Raw genomic sequence first — 18,882 nt, 5'->3', positions numbered from 1 at the left:
AGTACAGGTCCAGGCCTCACGGCCGGGGTGGGGAGCGGGCCCTAGTTCAGGGCATTCACCAGTGCGTCCACGACCTGTCGCTGCTGGTCGTGGGTGATCTGCGGGAACAGCGGCAGCGACAGGATCTCGTCGGCCGCCCGCTCGGCGTGCGGGAAGTCCCCGCGCTCGTGGCCGAGATGGCGGTAGGCGGGCGTCAGGTGCACGGGGGCCGGGTAGTGCACACCCGCCCCGACGCCGCTCGCGTTGAGCTTGCCGACGAGCGCGTCCCGGTCGGCGCCCGGCACGCGCACCACGTACAGGTGCCACACGTGCGCGTTGCCGTCGGCCGTCGTGGGGCGGACCACGCGGCCGGTCTCCGCCAGCGGGGCGAGCAGCTCGTCGTAGCGAGCCGCCGCCGTCCGCCGGGCCTCGTTGCCGGCGGCGAGCCTGCGCAGCTTCGCGCGCAGCACGACGGCCTGGAGGCCGTCGAGCCGGCTGTTGAAGCCGGGCACGTCGTGCCGGTACTTGTGGACCCCGCCGTGGTTGGCGGTGGCCCGCACCAGGGCGGCGGCCTCGGCGTCGTCCGTGAGGACGGCGCCCGCGTCCCCGTAGGCGCCGAGGTTCTTGCCCGGGTAGAAGCTGGTCGCGGCGATGCCCCCGCTGCCCGGGGTACGGCCGTGCCGGCTCGCGCCCTGGCTCTGGGCGGCGTCCTCCACGATCCGTACGTGTGCCGGCAGACCCTCGGCCAGCGCGGCGACGTCGGCGCACTGCCCGTACAGGTGGACCGGCACCACGGCCTTGGTGGCCGGGCCGACCGCGGCCCGGGCGGCCCGGGGGTCGATCAGCAGGGTGTCGGGGTCGCAGTCGACCAGGACCGCGCGGGCGCCGGTCCGGGCCACGGCGCCCGCGGTGGCGATGAAGGTGTTCGCGGGCAGCACGACCTCGTCGCCCGCGCCGACCCCGCTCGCGCGCAGGGCCAGCTCCAGGGCGTCGGTGCCGTTGGCCACGCCCACCACGTGGGCGACGCCGCCGAACTCGGCGTACTCGCGCTCGAAGGCGGCGACCTCCTCGCCGCCGATGAAGGCGGTGTTCGCGAGGACCCGGTCGAAGCCGGCCCGTATCTCCTCCGCGACCTCCGCGTGGGCGGCCTTCAGGTCCACCAGGGGAATCTGGTTCATGAGCCGTTCACTCCTCGTGCCGGGACCCGCAGGTTCCCCTGGTCGTCGCTGTCGTCGCGTTCGCCGTGCAGTTCGTCGAGTGCCGTGGCCGGCGCCGGGCGGAGCAGGCGGGCCGGGGAGCCTGCCCACACCTCGCCCGGCGGCACGTCGCCCAGGACCACGGAGCCCATGCCGACCAGCGACCAGGCGCCGACCGCCGTGCCCTCGCGGACCAGCGCGCCCGCCCCGAGGTACGCGCCCCGGCCGATCCGGGCGCCGCCCCCGAGCCGTACGCCCGAGGCGAGGGTCGCGAAGTCCGCGACCTCGTCGTCGTGCGTGAGGACCGTGTGCGGCATCACCGCGACGTGCCGGCCCACCCGCACGGCCGCGGTCAGCACGGTGTGGGCGAGCAGCACCGTCCCCGGGCCGACCGCGGAGCTCGCCGAGACCACGGCGGTCGGGTGGAGCACGGTGGTGTAGCGGTGCTCGGGCAGGGCGAGCCGCCGCACCACCCGCGCCCGGGAGGCGTAGTCGCGCGGGCTGCCGACGCACACCACGAAGGAGGCGTCCGGCAGCTCCGCCACCCGCTCGGTGCCGCCGAGCACGGGCACGCCGTCGACCTCGACGCCGTGCAGCGCCGGGTCGTCGTCGAGATGGCCCGCCAGGGGCAGGCCGGCGGCGCGGGCGGCCTGCGCGGTCTCCCGCGCGAAGCCGCCGGCGCCGATGATCACGAGCCGGGTCACCGGCGCGCCGCCGCTTCCCGCAGCACGGAGACCACGTGGTCCTGCTGGGCCTCGGTCATCGTGTGGAACAGCGGCAGGATCAGCGAGTCGCGGCTGATCCGCTCGGTGACCGGCAGCGCCGCCACCGGGTGCCCCGCGTAGGCCGGTTCGAGGTGGCTCGCCATGATGCCGCGGCGCGCCGACACCCCGGCCTCGGCGAGCAGCGCGAGCAGCGCGTCGCGGCCCACCGGGAAGTCCTCGGCGAGCAGCACCCAGTACGACTGGAAGTTGCCCTCGCCGTGCGCGGGGTCGCGCACCGGCTCCAGACCCGGCACGTCGGCCAGCAGCTTCGCGTAGCGCGCGCCCAGTTCGCGGCGGCGCGCCACCATCGCGTCGAGCTTCTCCAGCTGGGCCAGGCCGACCGCGGCCTGGATGTCGGTCATCCGGTAGTTGAACCCGGTCTCCAGGTAGCTCTCCAGGACCGGCTTGCCGCTCGCGTGGCGGTCGGCGGCCGACACGTTCATCCCGTGCTCGCGCAGCCGGCGCAGCCGCGCCGCCCACTCGGCGTCGTCGGTGGTGATCATGCCGCCCTCGCCGGTGGTGAGCAGCTTGCGCGGGTGGAACGACCAGGCGGCGAGCAGCGCGGCCCGGCCGACGGACCCGCCGCCGACGGTCGAGCCGATCGCGCAGGCCGCGTCCTCCACCAGCGGCAGCCCCCAGGCCGCGCAGGCCTCGCGCAGCTCCTCCACGTCCGCGGGCACCCCGCCCTGGTGCACCACCAGGACGGCCTTGGTCCGCCCGGTGCGGACCGCGTCCACGGTGGCGGCGGTCAGGTTGCCGGTCGCGAGGTCGACGTCCGCGAAGACCGGCTCGGCCCCCACGTACCGCACCGCGTTGGCGGTGGCGATGAAGGACAGCGACGGGACCACGACCTCGTCACCGGGGCCGAGCCCGAGCGCGACGAGCCCCAGGTGCAGGGCGGTCGTGCAGGAGCTGACCGCCACGCCGTGCCGGGCGCCGACCCGCTCCGCGAAGGCCTGCTCGAAGGCGGCGACCCGGGGACCCTGGGCGACCCAGCCGGACCGTACGGCCTCGGCGGCGGCGGTCGCCTCCTCCTCGCCCAGCCACGGCACCATCACGGGGATCCGCGCCGGCGCCCGCTCGGCGTCCGTGGCGGTCGCGCCCTTCTCCGCCCGCCACCAGTCGACCAGGTCCTTCAGGCCGGTCCGCAGGTCGATCTCGGCCTTGAAGCCGAGCCGCTCCTCGGCGAGCGTGGTGTCGGCGAGCCGCCGCGTCACCCCGTTGACCGCGCGCGCCGGACCGTGCACCGGCTCCAGGTCGGAGCCCATCACCTCGAGCAGCGCGTCGGCGAGCTCGCGCAGCGAGGTCTCCGTGGCGCTCGCCACGTTGAACACCTCGTCCGTGAGGTCCTCGCGGGCGGCCAGGATGTTGGCGCGCGCGATGTCCCGGACGTCGACGAAGTCCATCGTCTGGGCGCCGTCACCGAGGATGAGCGGCGGCTCGCCCGAGGCGATCCGCTCCATCCAGCGGATCAGCACCTCGGTGTAGAGGCCGTGGATGTCCATCCGCGGCCCGTACACGTTGAAGTAGCGCAGGGCCACGTAGTCCAGGCCGTACATGGCGTGGAAGCTGCGCAGCATCCCCTCGTTGAAGGCCTTCGCCGCGCCGTAGAAGGTGTCGTTGTTGTACGGGTGGTGCCGCTCCGTGGTCGGGAACTGCTCGGCCAGGCCGTACACGGAGGCCGACGACGAGGCGATCACCTTGCCCACCCCGGCGGCCGCCGCGGCCTCCAGGACGTTGAACGTGCCGTCGACCATCACCTCGTTGGCGAGCCGCGGCTCCTCCGCGCACTGGGTGATCCGGATCGCCGCCAGGTGGTAGACGAGATCGGCGCCCTCCGTCACCCTGCGCACGGTCGCCGCGTCCCGGATGTCGCCCTCGACGAGCTCCACCCGGCCGCTCGCCATCGCCCGCGCGAGGTTCGCCCGGCGGCCGCGCACGAAGTTGTCGAGCACGACGACCTCGCGCGCGCCCCCCTCGACCAGCAGGTCCGTCACATGGGAGCCGATGGTGCCGGCCCCGCCGGTGACCAGGATCCGCTTGTCCCGAATATCGCTCAACGCCGTTCTCCCACCGCTTCGTTCGCGTTCTTCAGGGACCGGTCCGCACCGGTCCGCAGGCCGACGACCGCGCCACGGAACTCCAGGCTCCGCGAGGCCGCCTCCAGAATGTCCAGGACCCGCAGGCCCGCCCGCCCGTCGGTCAGCGGGGCCCGCCCCTCGGTGATCGCCGCCGCGAACTCGTCGACCATGCTGCGCAGCGCCTCCTTCTCGCCGATCGCGGGGGCGATCATGTCGCCGCTCCGGTACGAGATGAGGGCCTCGCGGCGCTCGTCCGCGCCCAGGTCCTGCGGCGTCGCCAGGTCCACCCCGCGGTCGAAGACCGCGACGCGCTGGGCCGGGTTCAGGTCGTCCCAGACGAGGGTGCGCTTGGCGCCGCCGACCATGGTGGTGCGCACCTTGGTGGGGGACAGCCAGTTGACGTGCACGTGCGCGATCGCGCCCGTGTTCAGCTGCAGGGTGAGGTACGTGATGCAGTCCTGACCCGCGCCGATCGGGTCCGCGCCGTGCGCGGCGACCGCCACCGGCTCCACGTGCTCGGGCAGGATGAAGTCGAGGATGGACAGATCGTGCGGGGCGAGGTCCCACAGCACGTCGATGTCCTTCTGGACCAGTCCGAGGTTGATCCGCACCGAGTCCACGTAGTGGATGTCCCCGAGCGCGCCCTCGTGGACCAGCTCGCGGATCTTCGCCACGGCCGGCGTGTAGCAGTAGGTGTGGTCGCACATCAGGGTCAGGCCGCGCTCCTCGGCCTCCGCGACCAGGCGCGCCCCGTCGGCGTAGGTGGTGGCGAGCGGCTTCTCGACGAGGACGTGCTTGCCGGCGCGCAGCGCGGCGAGCGCCACGTCGAGGTGGGTGCCGGCCGGCGTGGCGACGGCGACGGCGTGCACCTCGGGGTCGGCCAGGACCGCCGCGTAGTCGGCCGTCGCCTGCACGGTGGAGTATCCGCCGAGGACCCGCTGAGCCCGCGTGACGTCGAGGTCGCACAGCCAGCGCAGCCGGAAGCGGTCGCTGGCCTGGAAGTTGCGCACGAGGTTGGGGCCCCAGTAGCCAGCGCCTATGACGGCGACTCCCCGTCGCTCGTCGGGTCGGGCGGCGTCGTTCAACGTGTTCCCCTCCAGGTCGGTGCCCAGGTCGGTGGGCTGGTGTGTGCGCATGTCAGTAGGCACCCGTGCCGCGCAGGACCGCGGGGCCGGTGCGGAGCAGGATCACCGCGTCGAGGCCGAGCGACCAGTTGTCGACGTACGCCAGGTCGAGCCGTACGGCCTCTTCCCAGGGCAGGTCGGAGCGGCCGCTGACCTGCCACAGGCCGGTGAGCCCGGGCTTGACGAGCAGCCGGCGGCGGACCTCGTGGCTGTAGCCGGCGACCTCCTCGGGCAGCGGCGGACGCGGCCCGATCAGCGACATCCGGCCGCTCAGCACATTGATCAGCTGCGGGAGTTCGTCCAGCGAGTAGCGGCGCAGGGTGGCGCCCACCTTGGTCACCCGCGGGTCCTCGCGGACCTTGAAGAGCAGCCCGTCGCTGTTGTGGTTGGCGCTCGCGAGCTCCGCCCGGAGCGCCTCCGCGTCGGGCCGCATCGTACGGAACTTCAGCATGGTGAACTGCTTGCCGTGCAGCCCCACCCGCACCTGCCGGAACAGCGCGGGACCCCGGCTGCCGAGCCGCACCATCACCGCGACCACGCACATCAGCGGCGCCAGCAGCACCAGCAGCACCGCGGCGATCAGGCGCTCGGCCAGCTCCTTGGGGAGCCGGGCGAGCCGCGAGAGCCGGGGGGCCCGGACGTGGATCAGCGGGACACCGCCGACCGGCCGGACCTCCAGACGCGCGGCGGCCACGTCCCCGAAGGCCGGCGCGAGCAGGAAGTCGCCCCCGGCGGCCGCCGTGCTCCAGGAGAGCCGGCGCAGCAGGGCCGCGTCGATCTCGGGTGTGGGCAGCACCACCACGGCCGTGGAGCCGCGGAAGGTCCGGATGGCGCCCGGGACCTCGTCGACGCCGCCGAGCACCGGTACCCCGAAGGCGTCGACCTCCTTGGCGTTCTGCGGATCCGTCAGGCACACCGCGGCGATGTCCATGCCCTGGAGCACGGCCGCCGCGGGAGCACCGGGCCGCCCGTCGCGCAGCAGCGCGGTGAGCAGTTCGGCGACGCCGGCCGCAGGGCCGACAAGGACCGCGGTCGTCCGGTTCTCGCCCCGCGCCCAGTCGCGGCGCAGCCGGCGCCGCAGCGCGAACCGGGCGGCCAGGGACAGGACGGCGGCCGCCGGGGCCGCCAGGATCATCTCGTGCAGCAGGTCGAGGTCTCCGGCTCCCCAGCCGAGGCCCGCGGCCAGGGCCGGCAGGACCAGCGTGCCGCGCAGCACGCGCCGGTACACCTCGGTCCCCGAGCCGAGCGAGCTGCGCGCGTGCGCCCGGTGGGCGCACAGCACGACCACCCAGGCCGGCGGCAGTCCGAGGACGACCGGCCAGTGGCCGCCCGCCCGCAGCACGAGCAGTGCGGCGGCGACGGCCGCGACGGCGTCCGCCACCAGCAGCACGATCTGGTGTCTCCTCCGCCACCACAGGCGGTGGACGTCGAAGTGTGTGGATTCGACACGATGCCGCTCATGCGTGACCGGCAGGACGGTCATCCATTCCCCCCAAGGGCGCTTCGCACGCACCCCGCCCAGCGCTCGCGGCCATTCCCCCGATCCGCCCCTGAGCGCACGACTCATGGGCAGGGGAAGGGCGGCGACGGTCGACGAGGGTACGCGGCTCTTCCGCCTGACAAAACGGTGCGGACCGAGGTCGCAAGTCTCCCCAGCCACGGCCGGGCCCGCACAGGACGCAGAAACCGCCCGGGACACGAGTGTGTTCGCGACCGAGCGGATTCGGCAGCGCTCAATCTAGACCAACTGGGGCAGGCCAACCAGCAGTTGTGTGAAACTCCTACCGATAGTTGAAGGAACTGTAAGAGTGGGACGGGTTGGTCATACTGTGCATGTGCCCACCATCGTGATCCCCGCCCACAACGAGGAACGCACCCTCGGCCGTCTCCTGGACGGCCTGCTGGACGGCTCCTCCGACCCGGAGTTCGACATCCTGGTCGTGTGCAACGGCTGTACGGACGCCACCGCCGACGTCGCCGCCGCGCGCGGCCCGCGGGTCCGCGTGGTCGAGACGCCCGTCCCCTCCAAGCACGAGGCCCTGCGCCTCGGCGACGCCCACGCGGACGGCTTCCCGCGCATCTACGTGGACGCCGACGTGGAGCTGGGAGCCGCCGACGTCCGCGCCCTCACCGACGCGCTCGCCGGCCCCGACGGCGTCCTGGCCGCCGCGCCCGAGCGGGAGCTCCCGATGGCCGGCTGCTCCTGGCGGGTCCGGGCCTACTACCGGGTGTGGCAGCGGCTTCCCGCCGTGCGCGAAGGCCTGTTCGGGCGCGGGGTGATCGCCGTGTCGGACGAGGGCCATGCCCGGATCGCCGCCCTGCCGCCGCTCATGGCGGACGACCTGGCCGCCTCGCTCGCCTTCGGCCCGGCCGAACGCGCCGTGGTGCCCACCGCCCGTGTCGTGGTGCGGCCGCCCCGCACCTGGGCCGACCTCATCCGCCGCCGGGTCCGCGCGGCCACCTCGACGGCCCAACTGGAGGACCACCAGCGCCGGTCCGCCTCCGCCGGGGCCGTGGAACCGGCCGGGACGCCGGACCCCACCGGGGCGGGCGACCCCGCCGGGACGCCGGACCCCGCCAGGGTGGCTGCCCCAGCCGGGGCCGCCGGACCGGACCGGTCCTCGCACCTCGCCCCGCCCCCGTCCCCGTCTCCGTCCCCGGAACCGGCCGCGCCGCCCTCCGCCCGCACCGGCCTCGGCGACCTGCGCGCGATCCTCCGGGCCGAACCGACCCTGCTCCCCGCGATGTTCGTCTTCCTCACGGCGGCGCTGGCCGCCCGCCGGGGCGCGCGCAGGGCCATTCGGAAGCGCGACTTCGACACCTGGCTCAGGGACGAGAGCAGCCGTCAGGACTGAGCGCCCCGTCCGTGACCCGGTACCCCGGCGCACGCGCCGCGCGTACCGTCGGATCCGGCCGTTCCCGCCCGAAGGATGATCAACGCCGCCTAGGCTGCTCATGATCACGCCAAGGGAGGGTCATTTCATGACGAACCGGATACCGGGGCGGCGTTCCGCCGGTCTGGCGACCGCGCTCGCCGTCTGCGCCGCCTGGATCGCCGTCACACCGGCGGCCGGGGCCGAGGAGCCGGCCGGCGCCGGGCCGCTCACGCCCGCGAGCCGGTTCTACGTCGACCCGGACAGCGGCGCCGCCCGGCAGGCGCTCGTCGACCGGGCGGCCGGCGACACCGAGAACGCGGCGAACATGGCCGCGCTCGCCGGACTTCCGCAGGCCGCGTGGTTCACCGGCGGCACGCCCGAGCAGGTCCGCGCGGACGCGGCGGACCTCGTGGCCCGGGCCGACGCCGCCGAACAGGTGCCCGTGCTCGTCGCGTACAACGTGCCCGGCCGCGACTGCGGCCTCTACTCCAGCGGCGGCGCGGCCTCCTCCGCCGCGTACCGGGAGTGGATCGGCGCGCTGGCCGACGGCATCGGCGACCGGGACGCCGTCGTGATCCTCGAGCCGGACGGCCTCGCCGCCCTGCCCAAGGACTGCGCGGGCTCCGTCGACCCCACCGGCGCCCTCAGCGCCGCCCGGATCGCCGACCTCGACTTCGCCGTCAGCGCCCTGAAGGCACACACCGGCACGGCGGTCTACCTCGACGCCGGCAACAGCCACTGGCGGGCCGTCGGCGACATGGCCCGGCGGCTGATCGACGCCGGCGGCAGGCGCGCCGACGGCTTCGCCCTCAACGTCTCCAACTTCCGGCCCGACGACCAGAACACCCGGTACGGCACCTGGGTGGCCAAGTGCGTCTGGTTCGCCACCCAGGGGCCGGACTGGGCCCGCGGCCACACCGACTGGTGCGCCAACCAGTACTACTCCGCCGCCGCGCCCAACGACGGCCTTCCCGGCAACGCGGTCTCCGCCGACGACCCGAGCACCTGGCACTGGACCGACGCCTGGTACGACCAGGCGGTCGGCCGGCCGCCGGCCACCGAGCTGCTCCACTTCGTCATCGACACCAGCCGCAACGGCCGCGGCCCCTGGCAGCCCGCCGCCGGCACCTACGGCGACCCCGAGACCTGGTGCAACCCGCCCGGCCGCGGCATCGGCGCGCGCCCGACCGCCGACACCGGCGTCCCGCTCGTGGACGCGTACCTGTACGTGAAGACGATCGGCGAGTCCGACGGCAGCTGCACCCGCGGCACCGGCGGCCCCGTCGACCCCGAGTACGGCGTCGTCGACCCGCCGGCCGGGGCCTGGTGGCCGGACCTCGCGCACGGGCTCGCCCGCGAGGCCCGCCCGGCTCTCCTGCCCTGACCCTCGACGCGGAGCCCCGTCGTGGGCGATGATCGCGCCCGCACCACCCACCCCCCCCCACATCTCACACCCCCTCATGGGAGGACGTTGATGGCTCGCCGCACATCCCGCGGCCTGATAGCCGCGGCCACCGCCACCGTGGCGCTGATCGCCCCGGCCGGAGCGGCCTCGGCCGCGGGGCAGGCCCCCGCCGCCGGCCCGCAGGCCCGTATCTTCATGGTCAACCCCGTGCAGTCCTCGGGCGACCAGTCGCTCGGCGACGGCAAGGACTCCGCCACCGCGGTGCCCGCCACCGCCTACACCACCGCCGTGCTCCGCAACCTCGACGGCAGCGGCGGCCTCTCCGGCCGCTGGGCCACCGTCCGGTCCGACACGGGCGCCTCGGCGAAGACCGCCGCGGCGACCACGTACGACCGCCACGACGACCAGTTCGAGCAGGTCATGGCCTACTTCTGGGTCAACCAGGCCCAGGAGTACCTGCAGGGCCTCGGCTTCGGCAGCGAGCTGCCCGGCGCCAACGACCGCGCCCAGCCCGTGCGGATCAACCAGTGGGGTGCGGACAACTCGTTCTTCACCGACAAGAAGGACGAGATCCGCTTCGGCAAGGGTGGCGTCGACGACGCCGAGGACGCCGAGGTGATCGTCCACGAGTACGGGCACGCCGTGCACGAGGCCCAGGTGCCCGGCTTCGGCAGCTCCCCGGAGGCGGGCGCGATCGGCGAGGCCTTCGGCGACTACCTCGCCGTCGAGGTCGGCACCGACGCCGCCGCCCGCTACAACTGGCCCGTGAAGGCGAACCCCGCCTGCGTCGCCGACTGGGACTCCGTCACGTACAGCACCGCCCCGCACTGCCTGCGCCGTGTCGACGGCGACAAGGTCTACGCCGACCGGGTCGGCGAGGTGCACGCGGACGGCGAGATCTGGTCCCGCGCCCTGTGGGACATCCGCGGCGCGCTCGGCGCCCGGACCGCCGACCGGATCATCGTGAACGCCCAGTTCGGCTTCGCTCCCGACACCTCGTTCTCGGACGCGGCGGCGAAGACGATCGAGACGGCGCGCGGCATGTACGGCCAGAGCGCGGCGGACGCGGTCCGCGCGGCCTTCCGGGCCCGCCAGATCCCCGGCGTCTAGCAGCCGGCGTAACTCGCGGGAGGACGTACCTCCCGACCGGCCCCGGGCTCCGTGCCCGGGGCCGGTCGCGTCCGCGCGGCGGGTAAGTGCGCCCCGCCGCCGGCCGGACCGGTGTCGCCGCCTCACCCGTACCGGGTGAGGCCGTGGAAGGGATCCGGGCGAACGCTCGGAGGAGGACGGGACCGCGTCCGTCCCCCGGCCCGCCGCGGGGACGACCCGTCCGCTCGAAAGGAGGAGCCATGACCACGCCGCATGATCCGGCGCCCGGTACCGGCCCCGAACCGACGGCCCGTGGGGCGGACCCCTTCGCCCCGCCCGACCCCGCGGAGCAGCTGGCCCGCCTGGGCCGTTCGTGGACCTGGGTACTCGCCGCGGGGATCGCCACGCTCGTACCGGGCATCATGGCCCTGGTCTGGCCGGACGTGACCCTGCACGTGCTGGCCGTGCTCCTCGGCCTCTACCTGCTGGTGCTCGGAGGCTTCCGGTTCGTCGCCGTCTTCGGCCGGGAGGAGGCGGGCGAGCGGGTCGTCGGGCTCCTCGTGGCCCTGCTGTTCGTCCTGGGCGGCGTGCTGTGCCTGCGCAACCCGCTGCAGACCATCGCCGCGCTCTCGCTGATCGTCGGCGGCGTCTGGCTGGTGTCCGGCATCCTCGGCTTCTACACGGCCGTCGCCGGCAAGGGCATGCCGCATCGGGGCGTCGCCATGGTGGTCGCCGTCCTCGGCATCACCGCCGGCATCGTCGTCCTCGCCCTGCCGACGGAGTCCGCCCAGGTCCTCACACGGCTGCTCGGCCTGTGGCTGGTCCTGCTCGGCGTCGCCGAGGTCGTCGCGGCCCTCGCCTGGCGCTCCGCGCTGCGGCGGGCCGGCATCCCGGGCCGGGCCGGAGCGGGCACCCCGACCTGAGCCCGCGGGGGAGTGCGGCATCCCCGGTCACGACCCCGGAGGCGTGAGCGCCGCCGGCGGGACGCGACGGAGGACGTCGGTCTCGTACGGCGTGCGCGCACCGGCCACGGCTGCGGATGGTACGGGTGGGCGTGGAGTGTCCGGCCGCCGTGTGCCGGGCGCGCCGGGTGGTCCGGCGCGCCCGGGATCAGCTGTCGAAGCCGAGGCCCGCGCGGTCGAGGGCGCGCAGCCAGAGGTTGCGGCGGCCCTCGTGCGCGTCGGCGCGGGCCAGGGCCCACTGGGTGATGCCGATGCCGACGGAGCGCACCGGCTCGGGCGGGAACGGCAGGGGCTTGCGACGCACCATGTCGAGCCGGGTGCGCTCGGTGCGCTCCCCGGCGAGCAGGTCGAGCATCACCTCGGCGCCGAAGCGCGTGGCGCCCACGCCGAGGCCGGTGTAGCCGGCCGCGTACGCCACCCGGCCGCGATGGCTGGTGTCGAAGAAGGCACAGAAACGCGTGCTGGTGTCGATCGCTCCGCCCCACGCGTGGCTGAAGCGGACGCCCGCGAGTTGCGGGAAGGCCTGGAAGAAGTGCCGGGCGAGGGTGGCGAAGGTCTCGGGGCGCTGGTCGCGCTCGGCCCGGACGCCGCCGCCGAAGCGGTACACGGCGTCGAAGCCGCCCCACAGGACGCGGTTGTCGGCCGACAGGCGTACGTAGTGGAAGCGGTTGGCGCAGTCGGCGAAGCCCTGCCGGTTCCGCCAGCCCACGGCGGCGAGCTGCTCGTCCGTCAGGGGCTCCGTCATCAGCGCGTAGTCGTACACCGGGACGGTGTACGGGCGGTGTCGGCGCAGCAGCGAGGGATACGCGTTGGTGGCGAGCGCGACGCGCCGGGCGCGCGCCCGGCCGTACGGCGTGGTCACGGCGATCCGGGCCCCGTCCTCGGCCAGGGCGGTGCCCGGGGTGTGCTCGTAGACCCGGACGTCGAGCTCCTGGCAGGCCCGCTTCAGGCCCCAGGCGAGCCGGGCCGGATCGACCATCGCCACGCCGTCCTTGTTCCACAGACCGCCGAGGAAGGTCGGGGAGTCGATCTCGGCGCGCACCGCGGCCTCGTCCAGCAGGGCCACCTCGGTCCCGTACCGCGCGGCCGCCTCGGCCTCCTCCTTCAGGCCGGCGAGCTGGTACGGCTCGGTGGCCACGACGAGGGAGCCGGTGCGCTCCCAGGCGCAGTCGATGCCGTGCCGGCCGATCGTGTCCTCGATGGCCTGGAGGTTCTCCCGGCCGAGCCGTTCCAGGCGTCCGATCTCGCCGGGCCAGCGGGCGATCCCGTTGCCGAGGCCGTGGGTGAGGCTCGCCTCGCAGAAGCCGCCGTTGCGGCCCGAGGCGGCGGCGCCGACCTCGCCCGCCTCGATCACCACGACGTCGGCGGACGGGTCGCGCTCCTTGGCGATCAGCGCGGTCCACAGCCCGCTGTACCCGCCGCCGACGACGAGCAGATCACAGTCGGTGGGGCCGACGAGGGCCGGAGCGGGTGCGGGCCTGCGGGCGTCGTCCAGCCAGAAGGGGGTGGGCAAGGCGTCGCGGAGCGCGTAGACGGGGTCCATGGGGCGGGCTGCTCCTTCGGATCGCGGAGGTGGGGGCCTCCGAGGTGCGCCCATGAGATCCGTCGGGGCGAATTTGCGTCAATGATGTTGTCGTAAGCTCCGGAGGTGGGTCCCGGGCGTGCCGGCCGAGCGCCGCGGTCAGTTGGTGCCCTGCGCCGCGGTCGGTTCACGCCCTGCGCCGGGGTCGGTTCGTGCGGTGCGCCGCCGTCAGCTCGTGCTCTGCGCCGCGAGTCGGGCGCCCACCGCGTCCAGCATCAGCTCCAGGGCGAAGGGGTGACCGCTGTCCCGCATGTCCGCCGCGAGCAGCGGGAAGGTCGCCGCGACGTGCGGGTGGGTGTCGGCCGAGAGCTTGCCGTAGGCCGCGTGCCAGACCTGTTCGTCGGCCTCGCGGGCCGGCTCCGGCAGGGCGAGCGCGGCGGCGTCGAGCGCGGCGAAGGCCAGCGCCTGGTCCACGAACGCGTGGTAGATCCGTACCGCCTCCGCGTCGGGGAAACCCGCCCGTCGCAGCACCCCGAGGATCGCCTCGACGGCGCGGGTCTCGTGCTCGCGCCCCGTGGTGCGGTGCGCGGCGAGCGCCGCCACCTGCGGGTTCGCCAGATAGGCGGCGTGGATGCGCAGGGCGATCTCGCGGAGGTCGGCCCGCCAGTCCCCGGTCGCCCGCCAGCCCGCCTGCGCCCGGCCGACCATCTCGTCGGCGAGGGCGAGGAGCAGGTCGTCGGTGTTGCGGAAGTAGCGGTAGAGCGCGCTGGGGTCCGCGCCCAGGGCGGCGCCGAGGCGCCGTACGGACAGCGCCTCCGCCCCGTGCTGGGCGACCAGGCGCAGCGCGGTCTCGACGATCACCCGCTCGGAGAGCACGGTGCCCTGCTTGGTGGGACGGCGGCGCTGCCGCCGGTTCTCCGGAACCACTCGTTCTGCCATGCGGGGACCCTACCGGCGGCAGCCTTACGACAACACCCTTGACGTGTTGTGGACGGCGCCTGTTGCATGGCGCACCTCGTACCGGCCCCGCGCCGGGTCCCTCACCTCCAGGAGTACGTACATGAGCACGGCCGACCTGGTCTTCACCGGTGGCCCCGTCTTCACCGGCGACCCCGCCCGCACCCGGGCCACCTCCCTCGCCGTCGTCGGGGAGCGGATCACCGCCGTCGGTCACGACGAGGTGCGCGAGCTCGTCGGGCCCGCCACCGAAGTGGTCGACCTCGCGGGCAGGTTGCTGGTCCCCGGCTTCCAGGACGCGCACATCCACGCCGTGTACGGGGGTGTGGAGCTCGCCGAGTGCGACCTGAGCGGCACCACCGGCGTCGCCGAATACCTGCGGATCGTCCGGGAGTTCGCCGCCGCCCACCCCGAGAACGCCTGGATCACCGGGGGCGGCTGGTCCCTGGAGAGCTTCGAAGGCGGCCTGCCCACCCGGCAGTTGCTCGACTCCGTCGTCGCCGACCGGCCCGTCTGCCTGGTCAACCGCGACCACCACGGCTCCTGGGTCAACTCCCGCGCCCTGGAGCTCGCCGGCATCACCGCCGACACCCCCGACCCGTCCGACGGGCGCATCGAGCGCGACGCCGACGGAGTGCCCACCGGTGTCCTCCAGGAGGGCGCCGCCGCCCTGGTGTCCCGGATCGTCCCGCCCTGCACCGCGGCCGACCGGCTCGCCGGGCTCCTGCGCGCCCAGGCCATGCTGCACTCGCTCGGCGTCACCGGCTGGCAGGACGCCCTGCTCGGCGAGTTCGCCGGCAAGCCCGACCCGTCCGACGCGTACCTCACCGCCGCCCAGGACGGCACCCTCACCGCCCGGGTCAACGGGGCCCTCTGGTGGGACCGCGGGCGTGGCGCCGAGCAGATCCCCGAACTCGTCGCGCGCCGCGAGAAGTCGAGCGTCGGGCGGTTCCGCGCCGGCTCGGTGAAGATCATGCAGGACGGCATCGCCGAGAACTTCACCGCCGCCATGACCAGCCCGTACCTCGACGGCTGCGGCTGCGCCACCGCCAACACCGGGATGAGCTTCGTCGACCCCGAGGCGCTGCGCGCGTACGTCACCGAGCTCGACGCGCTCGAATTCCAGGTCCACTTCCACGCCCTCGGCGACCGGGCCGTGCGCGAGGCCCTGGACGCGCTCGAGGCGGCCGTCGCCGCCAACGGGCGGCGCGGCAACCGTCATCACCTGGCCCACCTCCAGGTGGTGCACCCCGACGACATCGCCCGCTTCGCCCGGCTCGGCGCGCTGGCCAACATCCAGCCGCTGTGGGCCGCGCACGAGCCGCAGATGGACGAGCTGACCATCCCCTTCCTCGGGCCCGAGCGCGCCGCCTGGCAGTACCCGTTCGGCGACCTCGTTCGCGCCGGGGCCACCCTGGTCGCGGGCAGTGACTGGCCGGTCAGCAGCCCCGACCCGCTCGCCGGCATCCACGTCGCCGTCAACCGCGCCGAGCCCGGCGCCACCGACGGGCGCGTCTTCCTGCCCGAGCAGCGGCTCGACCTCACGACCGCCCTCGCCGCGTACACGGCCGGCTCCGCCCATGTGAACGGTCACGACGACGCGGGCAGCCTCCGCCCGGGCCACCTCGCCGACCTCGTCGTCCTCGACCGCGACATCCTGACGGCCCCGCCGGAGCAGATCGCCGAGACCCGCGTGGAACAGACCTTCGTGGGCGGCACGAGGGTCTACGCCCGCTGATCCCGCCTCACCGCGCGGCGGGAGCCGGGCCAACGCTCCCCGCGCCCTACCCACCCCCAGGCCCTGTCGTCGAACCCCCGCCTGCCCCGCGACGCCCTGCACGCGCTCTCGCCGCACCGGGCACCAGGCCGAGTACGTCCGGTACGAGGCCTCGCGCCCGGCACACCGAGAGCACGCACCTGACGCCGCGGGGCCGCCCTCCGGGCAACGACGGGAGTTCGCCGACAGGACCTACGGGCGAGGCACCGGACCCGTGGGCCCGCCGGGGTCAGGTCCTCCGCGGGGCGGGGCGCACCCCCGTCCACCGTTCTCATCCCACCCGACCAGGAGGCCCGCTCTCATGACCGGACGACGCCCGCACCTGGAGACGGGCGGTGAGCAGCACTCCCGGGGGGGTGCTGCCACCGCCCTCCAGGGCGGTGACGAGAAGCGTGATCCCCTCCTCGGCGACGTCCGCCGGCCGCAGACTCAGCGTGCTGACCGGCGGGTCGGCATGTGCCGCCGAGTCGTCCTCGCTGACGCACACCACCCGCAGCTCGCCGGGTACGGAGAGGCCGAGGCGCCGCGCCGCGTCCATGACGAGCGGCGGGCTGGCCTCGGCCACCACGAAGAGGCCGTCGGGCCGGGGCTCGGTGGTCAGGGCCCGTTCGACCGCGCGGACCACCGGGCCGTTGCCCGGCTCGGGGACGAGGGTGACCAGTTCCCCGACCCCGTGCTCCGCGCACCAGGCGCGGTACGCGGCGAGCACCTCACGGTGGAACCGGGTCGTGCTGTCCGGCAGGACGACCGCGGTCCGCCGCGCACCGCCCGCGCGCAGGTGGTCCAGTGACTCCCGGACGGCCGCCTCGACGTCCAGGTCGACCCAGTGCGCGCCCGGCCGGCCCGCGACCGAGGCGTCGCTGAAGACCGGGATGCGGGCGGCCAGGAAGTCCTCCACCAGAGGATCGTCCTCCACCGGGTCGGCGACGATCACCGCGTCCAGGGGCAGCTCCGCCCACTCCCGCTGCAGCGTCCCCGCGGGCAGCATCACCAGGGCGTACCCGTGCCGCAGCGCGGCCGAGGCCGTCACGCTGGTGAGCCGCGCGAAGTACGGGGAGTCCAGGTAGGCCCACGGCTCGCCGGCGAACTCGCCGACGACGTAGCCGATCAGCCGGGCCCGCCCGGCGCGCAGCTGGCGGGCCGCGGCGTTGGGCCGGTAGCCCATGCGGCGCGCGGTCTCGATCGCCTTCTCCCGCACCTCGGGGGAGAGCCGGCCGGTGCCGTTGAGCGCCGCCGAGACGCTCGTCTTCGACAGGCCGGCCTCCCGGGCCACGTCGACGAGCCGCGGCCGGGGCCCCGCGGGCCGCTCGCCGGCGGTCCCGCCGGGCCTCTCCCCGGCGTGCCCGCCAGAGGGTTCACGTGTGGTCACGCACTGATGCTGTCACCTCTCTGACCATTGCAAAACCGTTCCCGCAAAGCCGGCCGAAAGTCTTGTGCGGGAACGTTCCCGCATCAATACTCGCTGCAATCCCCAGCGCCCGTCACTACACCCGTAAAGGGGTGGGTCTCCTTGCGCACGCCCAGACTCCTCGCCGCCCTCGCCTGTACCGCGGCCCTCGCCGTCACCGCCACCGCCTGTTCCGGCGCCACCCGGCCCGCGGGCGCGGGGCCCGGCTCCTACACCGTCACGCCGCTCTCGCCCGCCGCGAAGGGCGACCTCCCGGAGATCACCTGGTCGCTGTACGCCGAGCCGTACACCCTCGACTACGCCCAGGCCTACGACTACCCGCCGAACACCGTGCTCGCGAACGTCTGCGAGCAGTTGCTGCGGGTCACCCCCGACCTGAAGGTCGAGCCCGGACTCGCGGTGAAGTGGGCGAACCCCGACCCGCTGGTGTGGGTGTACACACTGCGCCCCGGCGTCACCTTCCACGACGGCACCGTCATGACCGCCGACGACGTGGTCGCCTCCCTCAGGCGCCAGATGGACCCCGCCACCGGCTCGCCCTGGGGATCCGCCTTCAAGAACGTCAAGACGGTCGAGAAGACCGGGCCGCTGGAGGTCACCCTCCGGCTCGGCAAGCCCGACGTGCTGCTCAACGAGCTCATGGCCGCCTCGCCCGGCACCGTCGAGAGCGCCGCCTTCCTCGCCAAGGCCGGCAAGGAGTACGGAGTCCCCGGCGGCAGGGTCAACTGCACCGGTCCGTACGCCCTCGACTCGTGGCAGCAGGGCGAGTCCATCACCCTCAGGAAGCACGCCCGCTACTGGGACACGAAGCTCACGCCGAAGACCGACACCGTCCGCTTCACCTTCGTCGAGGACCCCGCCGCCCGCACCAACACCTTCCTCTCCGGCACCGCCGACGGCGGCTACATGGTCCCCTCGTCCTCCTTCGCCCAGCTGCGCGCCACGACCAAGGGCAAGCTCTGGTTCGGCCCCAACACCGCCACGTCCAACCTCGCCGTCCTCGACTTCAAGGGCCCCCTCGGCGACCTCAAGGTCCGCCGGGCCCTCTCCATGGCCCTCGACCGGAAGAACATCGTCAAGGCGGCCGCCGGAGGCATCGGCGTCCCCGCCAAGGCCCCCACGGCCCGTGGCGCCTGGGCCCTCCTCCCGGAGCGGACCGAGGGCTACTTCGCCCAACTGCCCGAGCCCGTCTACGACGTGGCCGGAGCGAAACGGCTCGTCGAGGAGGCCGGCGCCACCGGCAGGAAGATCACCCTGGTGACCAGCACCCTCGCCCCCGAGATCAGCGTCGTCGCCAACGCCGTCCAGGCCGCGGGCCGTCAGATAGGCCTCGACGTGCGGCTCAAGGCCGTCGCTCCCGAGGCGTACAGCAGCATCTTCGTCGACCCGAACGCCCGCAGGGGACTCGATCTGGTCATCACCAGCGGGTACGACAACACCCCCGACCCGCTCGAGTTCTACCAGTACCTGCGCACCGGCGACTTCGGGAACTACGGCAACTGGTCCGACCCGGCCTACGACGCCGCCTTCGACCGTGCCAACGCCGCCGCCGACCCCGGCGCCCGCTCCGACCTCACCCAGGAGCTCCAGAAGATCGCGGTGCGCGAACTGCCGGTCATCCCGCTCTACGAGGCCCCCTACTCCGTCTTCCTCGGCAGCCGTGTCACCGGCGCCCCCACCGGCATCGCCCAGCTCTACTACCCCTGGGCCGCGACGGTCGGCGCGACGGGCCGATGAGGAGC

Annotated in this window: 14 protein-coding genes; 6 read left to right on the top strand and 8 right to left on the bottom strand. The window is 74.4% G+C overall.

Annotation, left to right across the window (positions count from 1 at the left end; translation table 11 throughout):
* Positions 1-41 precede the first annotated feature (41 nt).
* The 5 genes from ACIGXE_RS13685 to ACIGXE_RS13665 are packed head-to-tail and all read right to left on the bottom strand — an operon-like array spanning position 42 to position 6,534.
* Positions 42-1,157, bottom strand: coding sequence for a DegT/DnrJ/EryC1/StrS family aminotransferase (locus ACIGXE_RS13685; protein ID WP_399746740.1), 1,116 nt, complete (start codon positions 1,155-1,157; stop codon positions 42-44).
* Positions 1,154-1,879 (bottom strand): acetyltransferase, encoded by a 726-nt coding sequence (locus tag ACIGXE_RS13680; protein WP_399746738.1) that lies wholly within the window; start codon positions 1,877-1,879, stop codon positions 1,154-1,156. Before ACIGXE_RS13680 ends, ACIGXE_RS13685 begins: the two co-directional genes overlap by 4 nt.
* Positions 1,876-3,999 (bottom strand): aminotransferase class I/II-fold pyridoxal phosphate-dependent enzyme, encoded by a 2,124-nt coding sequence (locus ACIGXE_RS13675; RefSeq protein ID WP_399746736.1) that lies wholly within the window; start codon positions 3,997-3,999, stop codon positions 1,876-1,878. The genes ACIGXE_RS13680 and ACIGXE_RS13675 overlap by 4 nt, the downstream gene beginning before the upstream one ends.
* Complete coding sequence (locus tag ACIGXE_RS13670) at positions 3,996-5,156, bottom strand: Gfo/Idh/MocA family protein (RefSeq protein ID WP_399746734.1); 1,161 nt, start codon at positions 5,154-5,156, stop codon at positions 3,996-3,998. The genes ACIGXE_RS13675 and ACIGXE_RS13670 overlap by 4 nt, the downstream gene beginning before the upstream one ends.
* Before the next feature lies 1 nt (position 5,157).
* Complete coding sequence (locus ACIGXE_RS13665; protein ID WP_399746732.1) at positions 5,158-6,534, bottom strand: sugar transferase; 1,377 nt, start codon at positions 6,532-6,534, stop codon at positions 5,158-5,160.
* A 445-nt stretch (positions 6,535-6,979) separates the two neighbouring features.
* On the opposite strand from ACIGXE_RS13665, the gene ACIGXE_RS13660 reads away from it, so the two are divergent.
* The 4 genes from ACIGXE_RS13660 (at position 6,980) to ACIGXE_RS13645 (ending at position 11,437) form a co-directional block, all read left to right on the top strand.
* A complete protein-coding gene (locus tag ACIGXE_RS13660; protein WP_399746730.1) occupies positions 6,980-7,999 on the top strand; it encodes a glycosyltransferase in 1,020 nt (339 codons plus the stop codon).
* 127 nt (positions 8,000-8,126) lie between these two features.
* A complete protein-coding gene (locus tag ACIGXE_RS13655) occupies positions 8,127-9,404 on the top strand; it encodes a glycoside hydrolase family 6 protein (protein ID WP_399746728.1) in 1,278 nt (425 codons plus the stop codon).
* Between the two features lie 90 nt (positions 9,405-9,494).
* Positions 9,495-10,535, top strand: coding sequence for a M4 family metallopeptidase (locus ACIGXE_RS13650; RefSeq protein WP_399746726.1), 1,041 nt, complete (start codon positions 9,495-9,497; stop codon positions 10,533-10,535).
* A gap of 239 nt (positions 10,536-10,774) precedes the next feature.
* The gene (locus tag ACIGXE_RS13645) at positions 10,775-11,437 is read left to right on the top strand and encodes an HdeD family acid-resistance protein (protein ID WP_399746724.1); all 663 of its coding nucleotides are present in this window, start codon (positions 10,775-10,777) and stop codon (positions 11,435-11,437) included.
* A gap of 187 nt (positions 11,438-11,624) precedes the next feature.
* Here ACIGXE_RS13645 and ACIGXE_RS13640 read toward each other — a convergent pair whose 3' ends face one another.
* Together ACIGXE_RS13640 and ACIGXE_RS13635 are read right to left on the bottom strand one after the other, a co-directional pair.
* The gene (locus ACIGXE_RS13640; RefSeq protein ID WP_399746722.1) at positions 11,625-13,019 is read right to left on the bottom strand and encodes an NAD(P)/FAD-dependent oxidoreductase; all 1,395 of its coding nucleotides are present in this window, start codon (positions 13,017-13,019) and stop codon (positions 11,625-11,627) included.
* A 207-nt stretch (positions 13,020-13,226) separates the two neighbouring features.
* Entirely contained in the window at positions 13,227-13,937 is a 711-nt protein-coding gene (locus ACIGXE_RS13635) for a TetR/AcrR family transcriptional regulator (protein WP_399746720.1), read from the bottom strand.
* A gap of 121 nt (positions 13,938-14,058) precedes the next feature.
* Between ACIGXE_RS13635 and ACIGXE_RS13630 the strand changes: the two genes are divergently transcribed.
* Positions 14,059-15,693, top strand: a complete 1,635-nt coding sequence (locus ACIGXE_RS13630) for an amidohydrolase (RefSeq protein ID WP_399746718.1) — start codon at positions 14,059-14,061, stop codon at positions 15,691-15,693.
* Between the two features lie 310 nt (positions 15,694-16,003).
* Here ACIGXE_RS13630 and ACIGXE_RS13625 read toward each other — a convergent pair whose 3' ends face one another.
* Positions 16,004-17,101: a LacI family DNA-binding transcriptional regulator gene (locus ACIGXE_RS13625; protein WP_399746716.1), complete on the bottom strand. Its 1,098-nt coding sequence runs from the start codon at positions 17,099-17,101 to the stop codon at positions 16,004-16,006.
* A 141-nt stretch (positions 17,102-17,242) separates the two neighbouring features.
* On the opposite strand from ACIGXE_RS13625, the gene ACIGXE_RS13620 reads away from it, so the two are divergent.
* Positions 17,243-18,877 (top strand): ABC transporter substrate-binding protein, encoded by a 1,635-nt coding sequence (locus ACIGXE_RS13620; RefSeq protein ID WP_399746714.1) that lies wholly within the window; start codon positions 17,243-17,245, stop codon positions 18,875-18,877.
* The last annotated feature ends 5 nt before the right edge of the window (positions 18,878-18,882 follow it).

Origin of the sequence: Streptomyces sp. NPDC053431 (genome assembly GCF_044544925.1) — a bacterium.
GTDB lineage: Bacteria > Actinomycetota > Actinomycetes > Streptomycetales > Streptomycetaceae > Streptomyces.
Note: the sequence above shows the minus strand (reverse complement) of the source record. Positions and strands in the feature narration are given on the sequence as shown.

Excerpts from the sequence above, each read along its gene's own strand:
- ACIGXE_RS13685 (WP_399746740.1), bottom strand. The coding sequence starts at position 1,157 with ATGAACCAGATTCCCCTGGTGGACCTGAAGGCCGCCCACGCGGAGGTC.
- ACIGXE_RS13670 (WP_399746734.1), bottom strand. The coding sequence starts at position 5,156 with ATGCGCACACACCAGCCCACCGACCTGGGCACCGACCTGGAGGGGAAC.
- ACIGXE_RS13655 (WP_399746728.1), top strand. The coding sequence starts at position 8,127 with ATGACGAACCGGATACCGGGGCGGCGTTCCGCCGGTCTGGCGACCGCG.
- ACIGXE_RS13650 (WP_399746726.1), top strand. The coding sequence starts at position 9,495 with ATGGCTCGCCGCACATCCCGCGGCCTGATAGCCGCGGCCACCGCCACC.
- ACIGXE_RS13645 (WP_399746724.1), top strand. The coding sequence starts at position 10,775 with ATGACCACGCCGCATGATCCGGCGCCCGGTACCGGCCCCGAACCGACG.
- ACIGXE_RS13640 (WP_399746722.1), bottom strand. The coding sequence starts at position 13,019 with ATGGACCCCGTCTACGCGCTCCGCGACGCCTTGCCCACCCCCTTCTGG.
- ACIGXE_RS13635 (WP_399746720.1), bottom strand. The coding sequence starts at position 13,937 with ATGGCAGAACGAGTGGTTCCGGAGAACCGGCGGCAGCGCCGCCGTCCC.
- ACIGXE_RS13630 (WP_399746718.1), top strand. The coding sequence starts at position 14,059 with ATGAGCACGGCCGACCTGGTCTTCACCGGTGGCCCCGTCTTCACCGGC.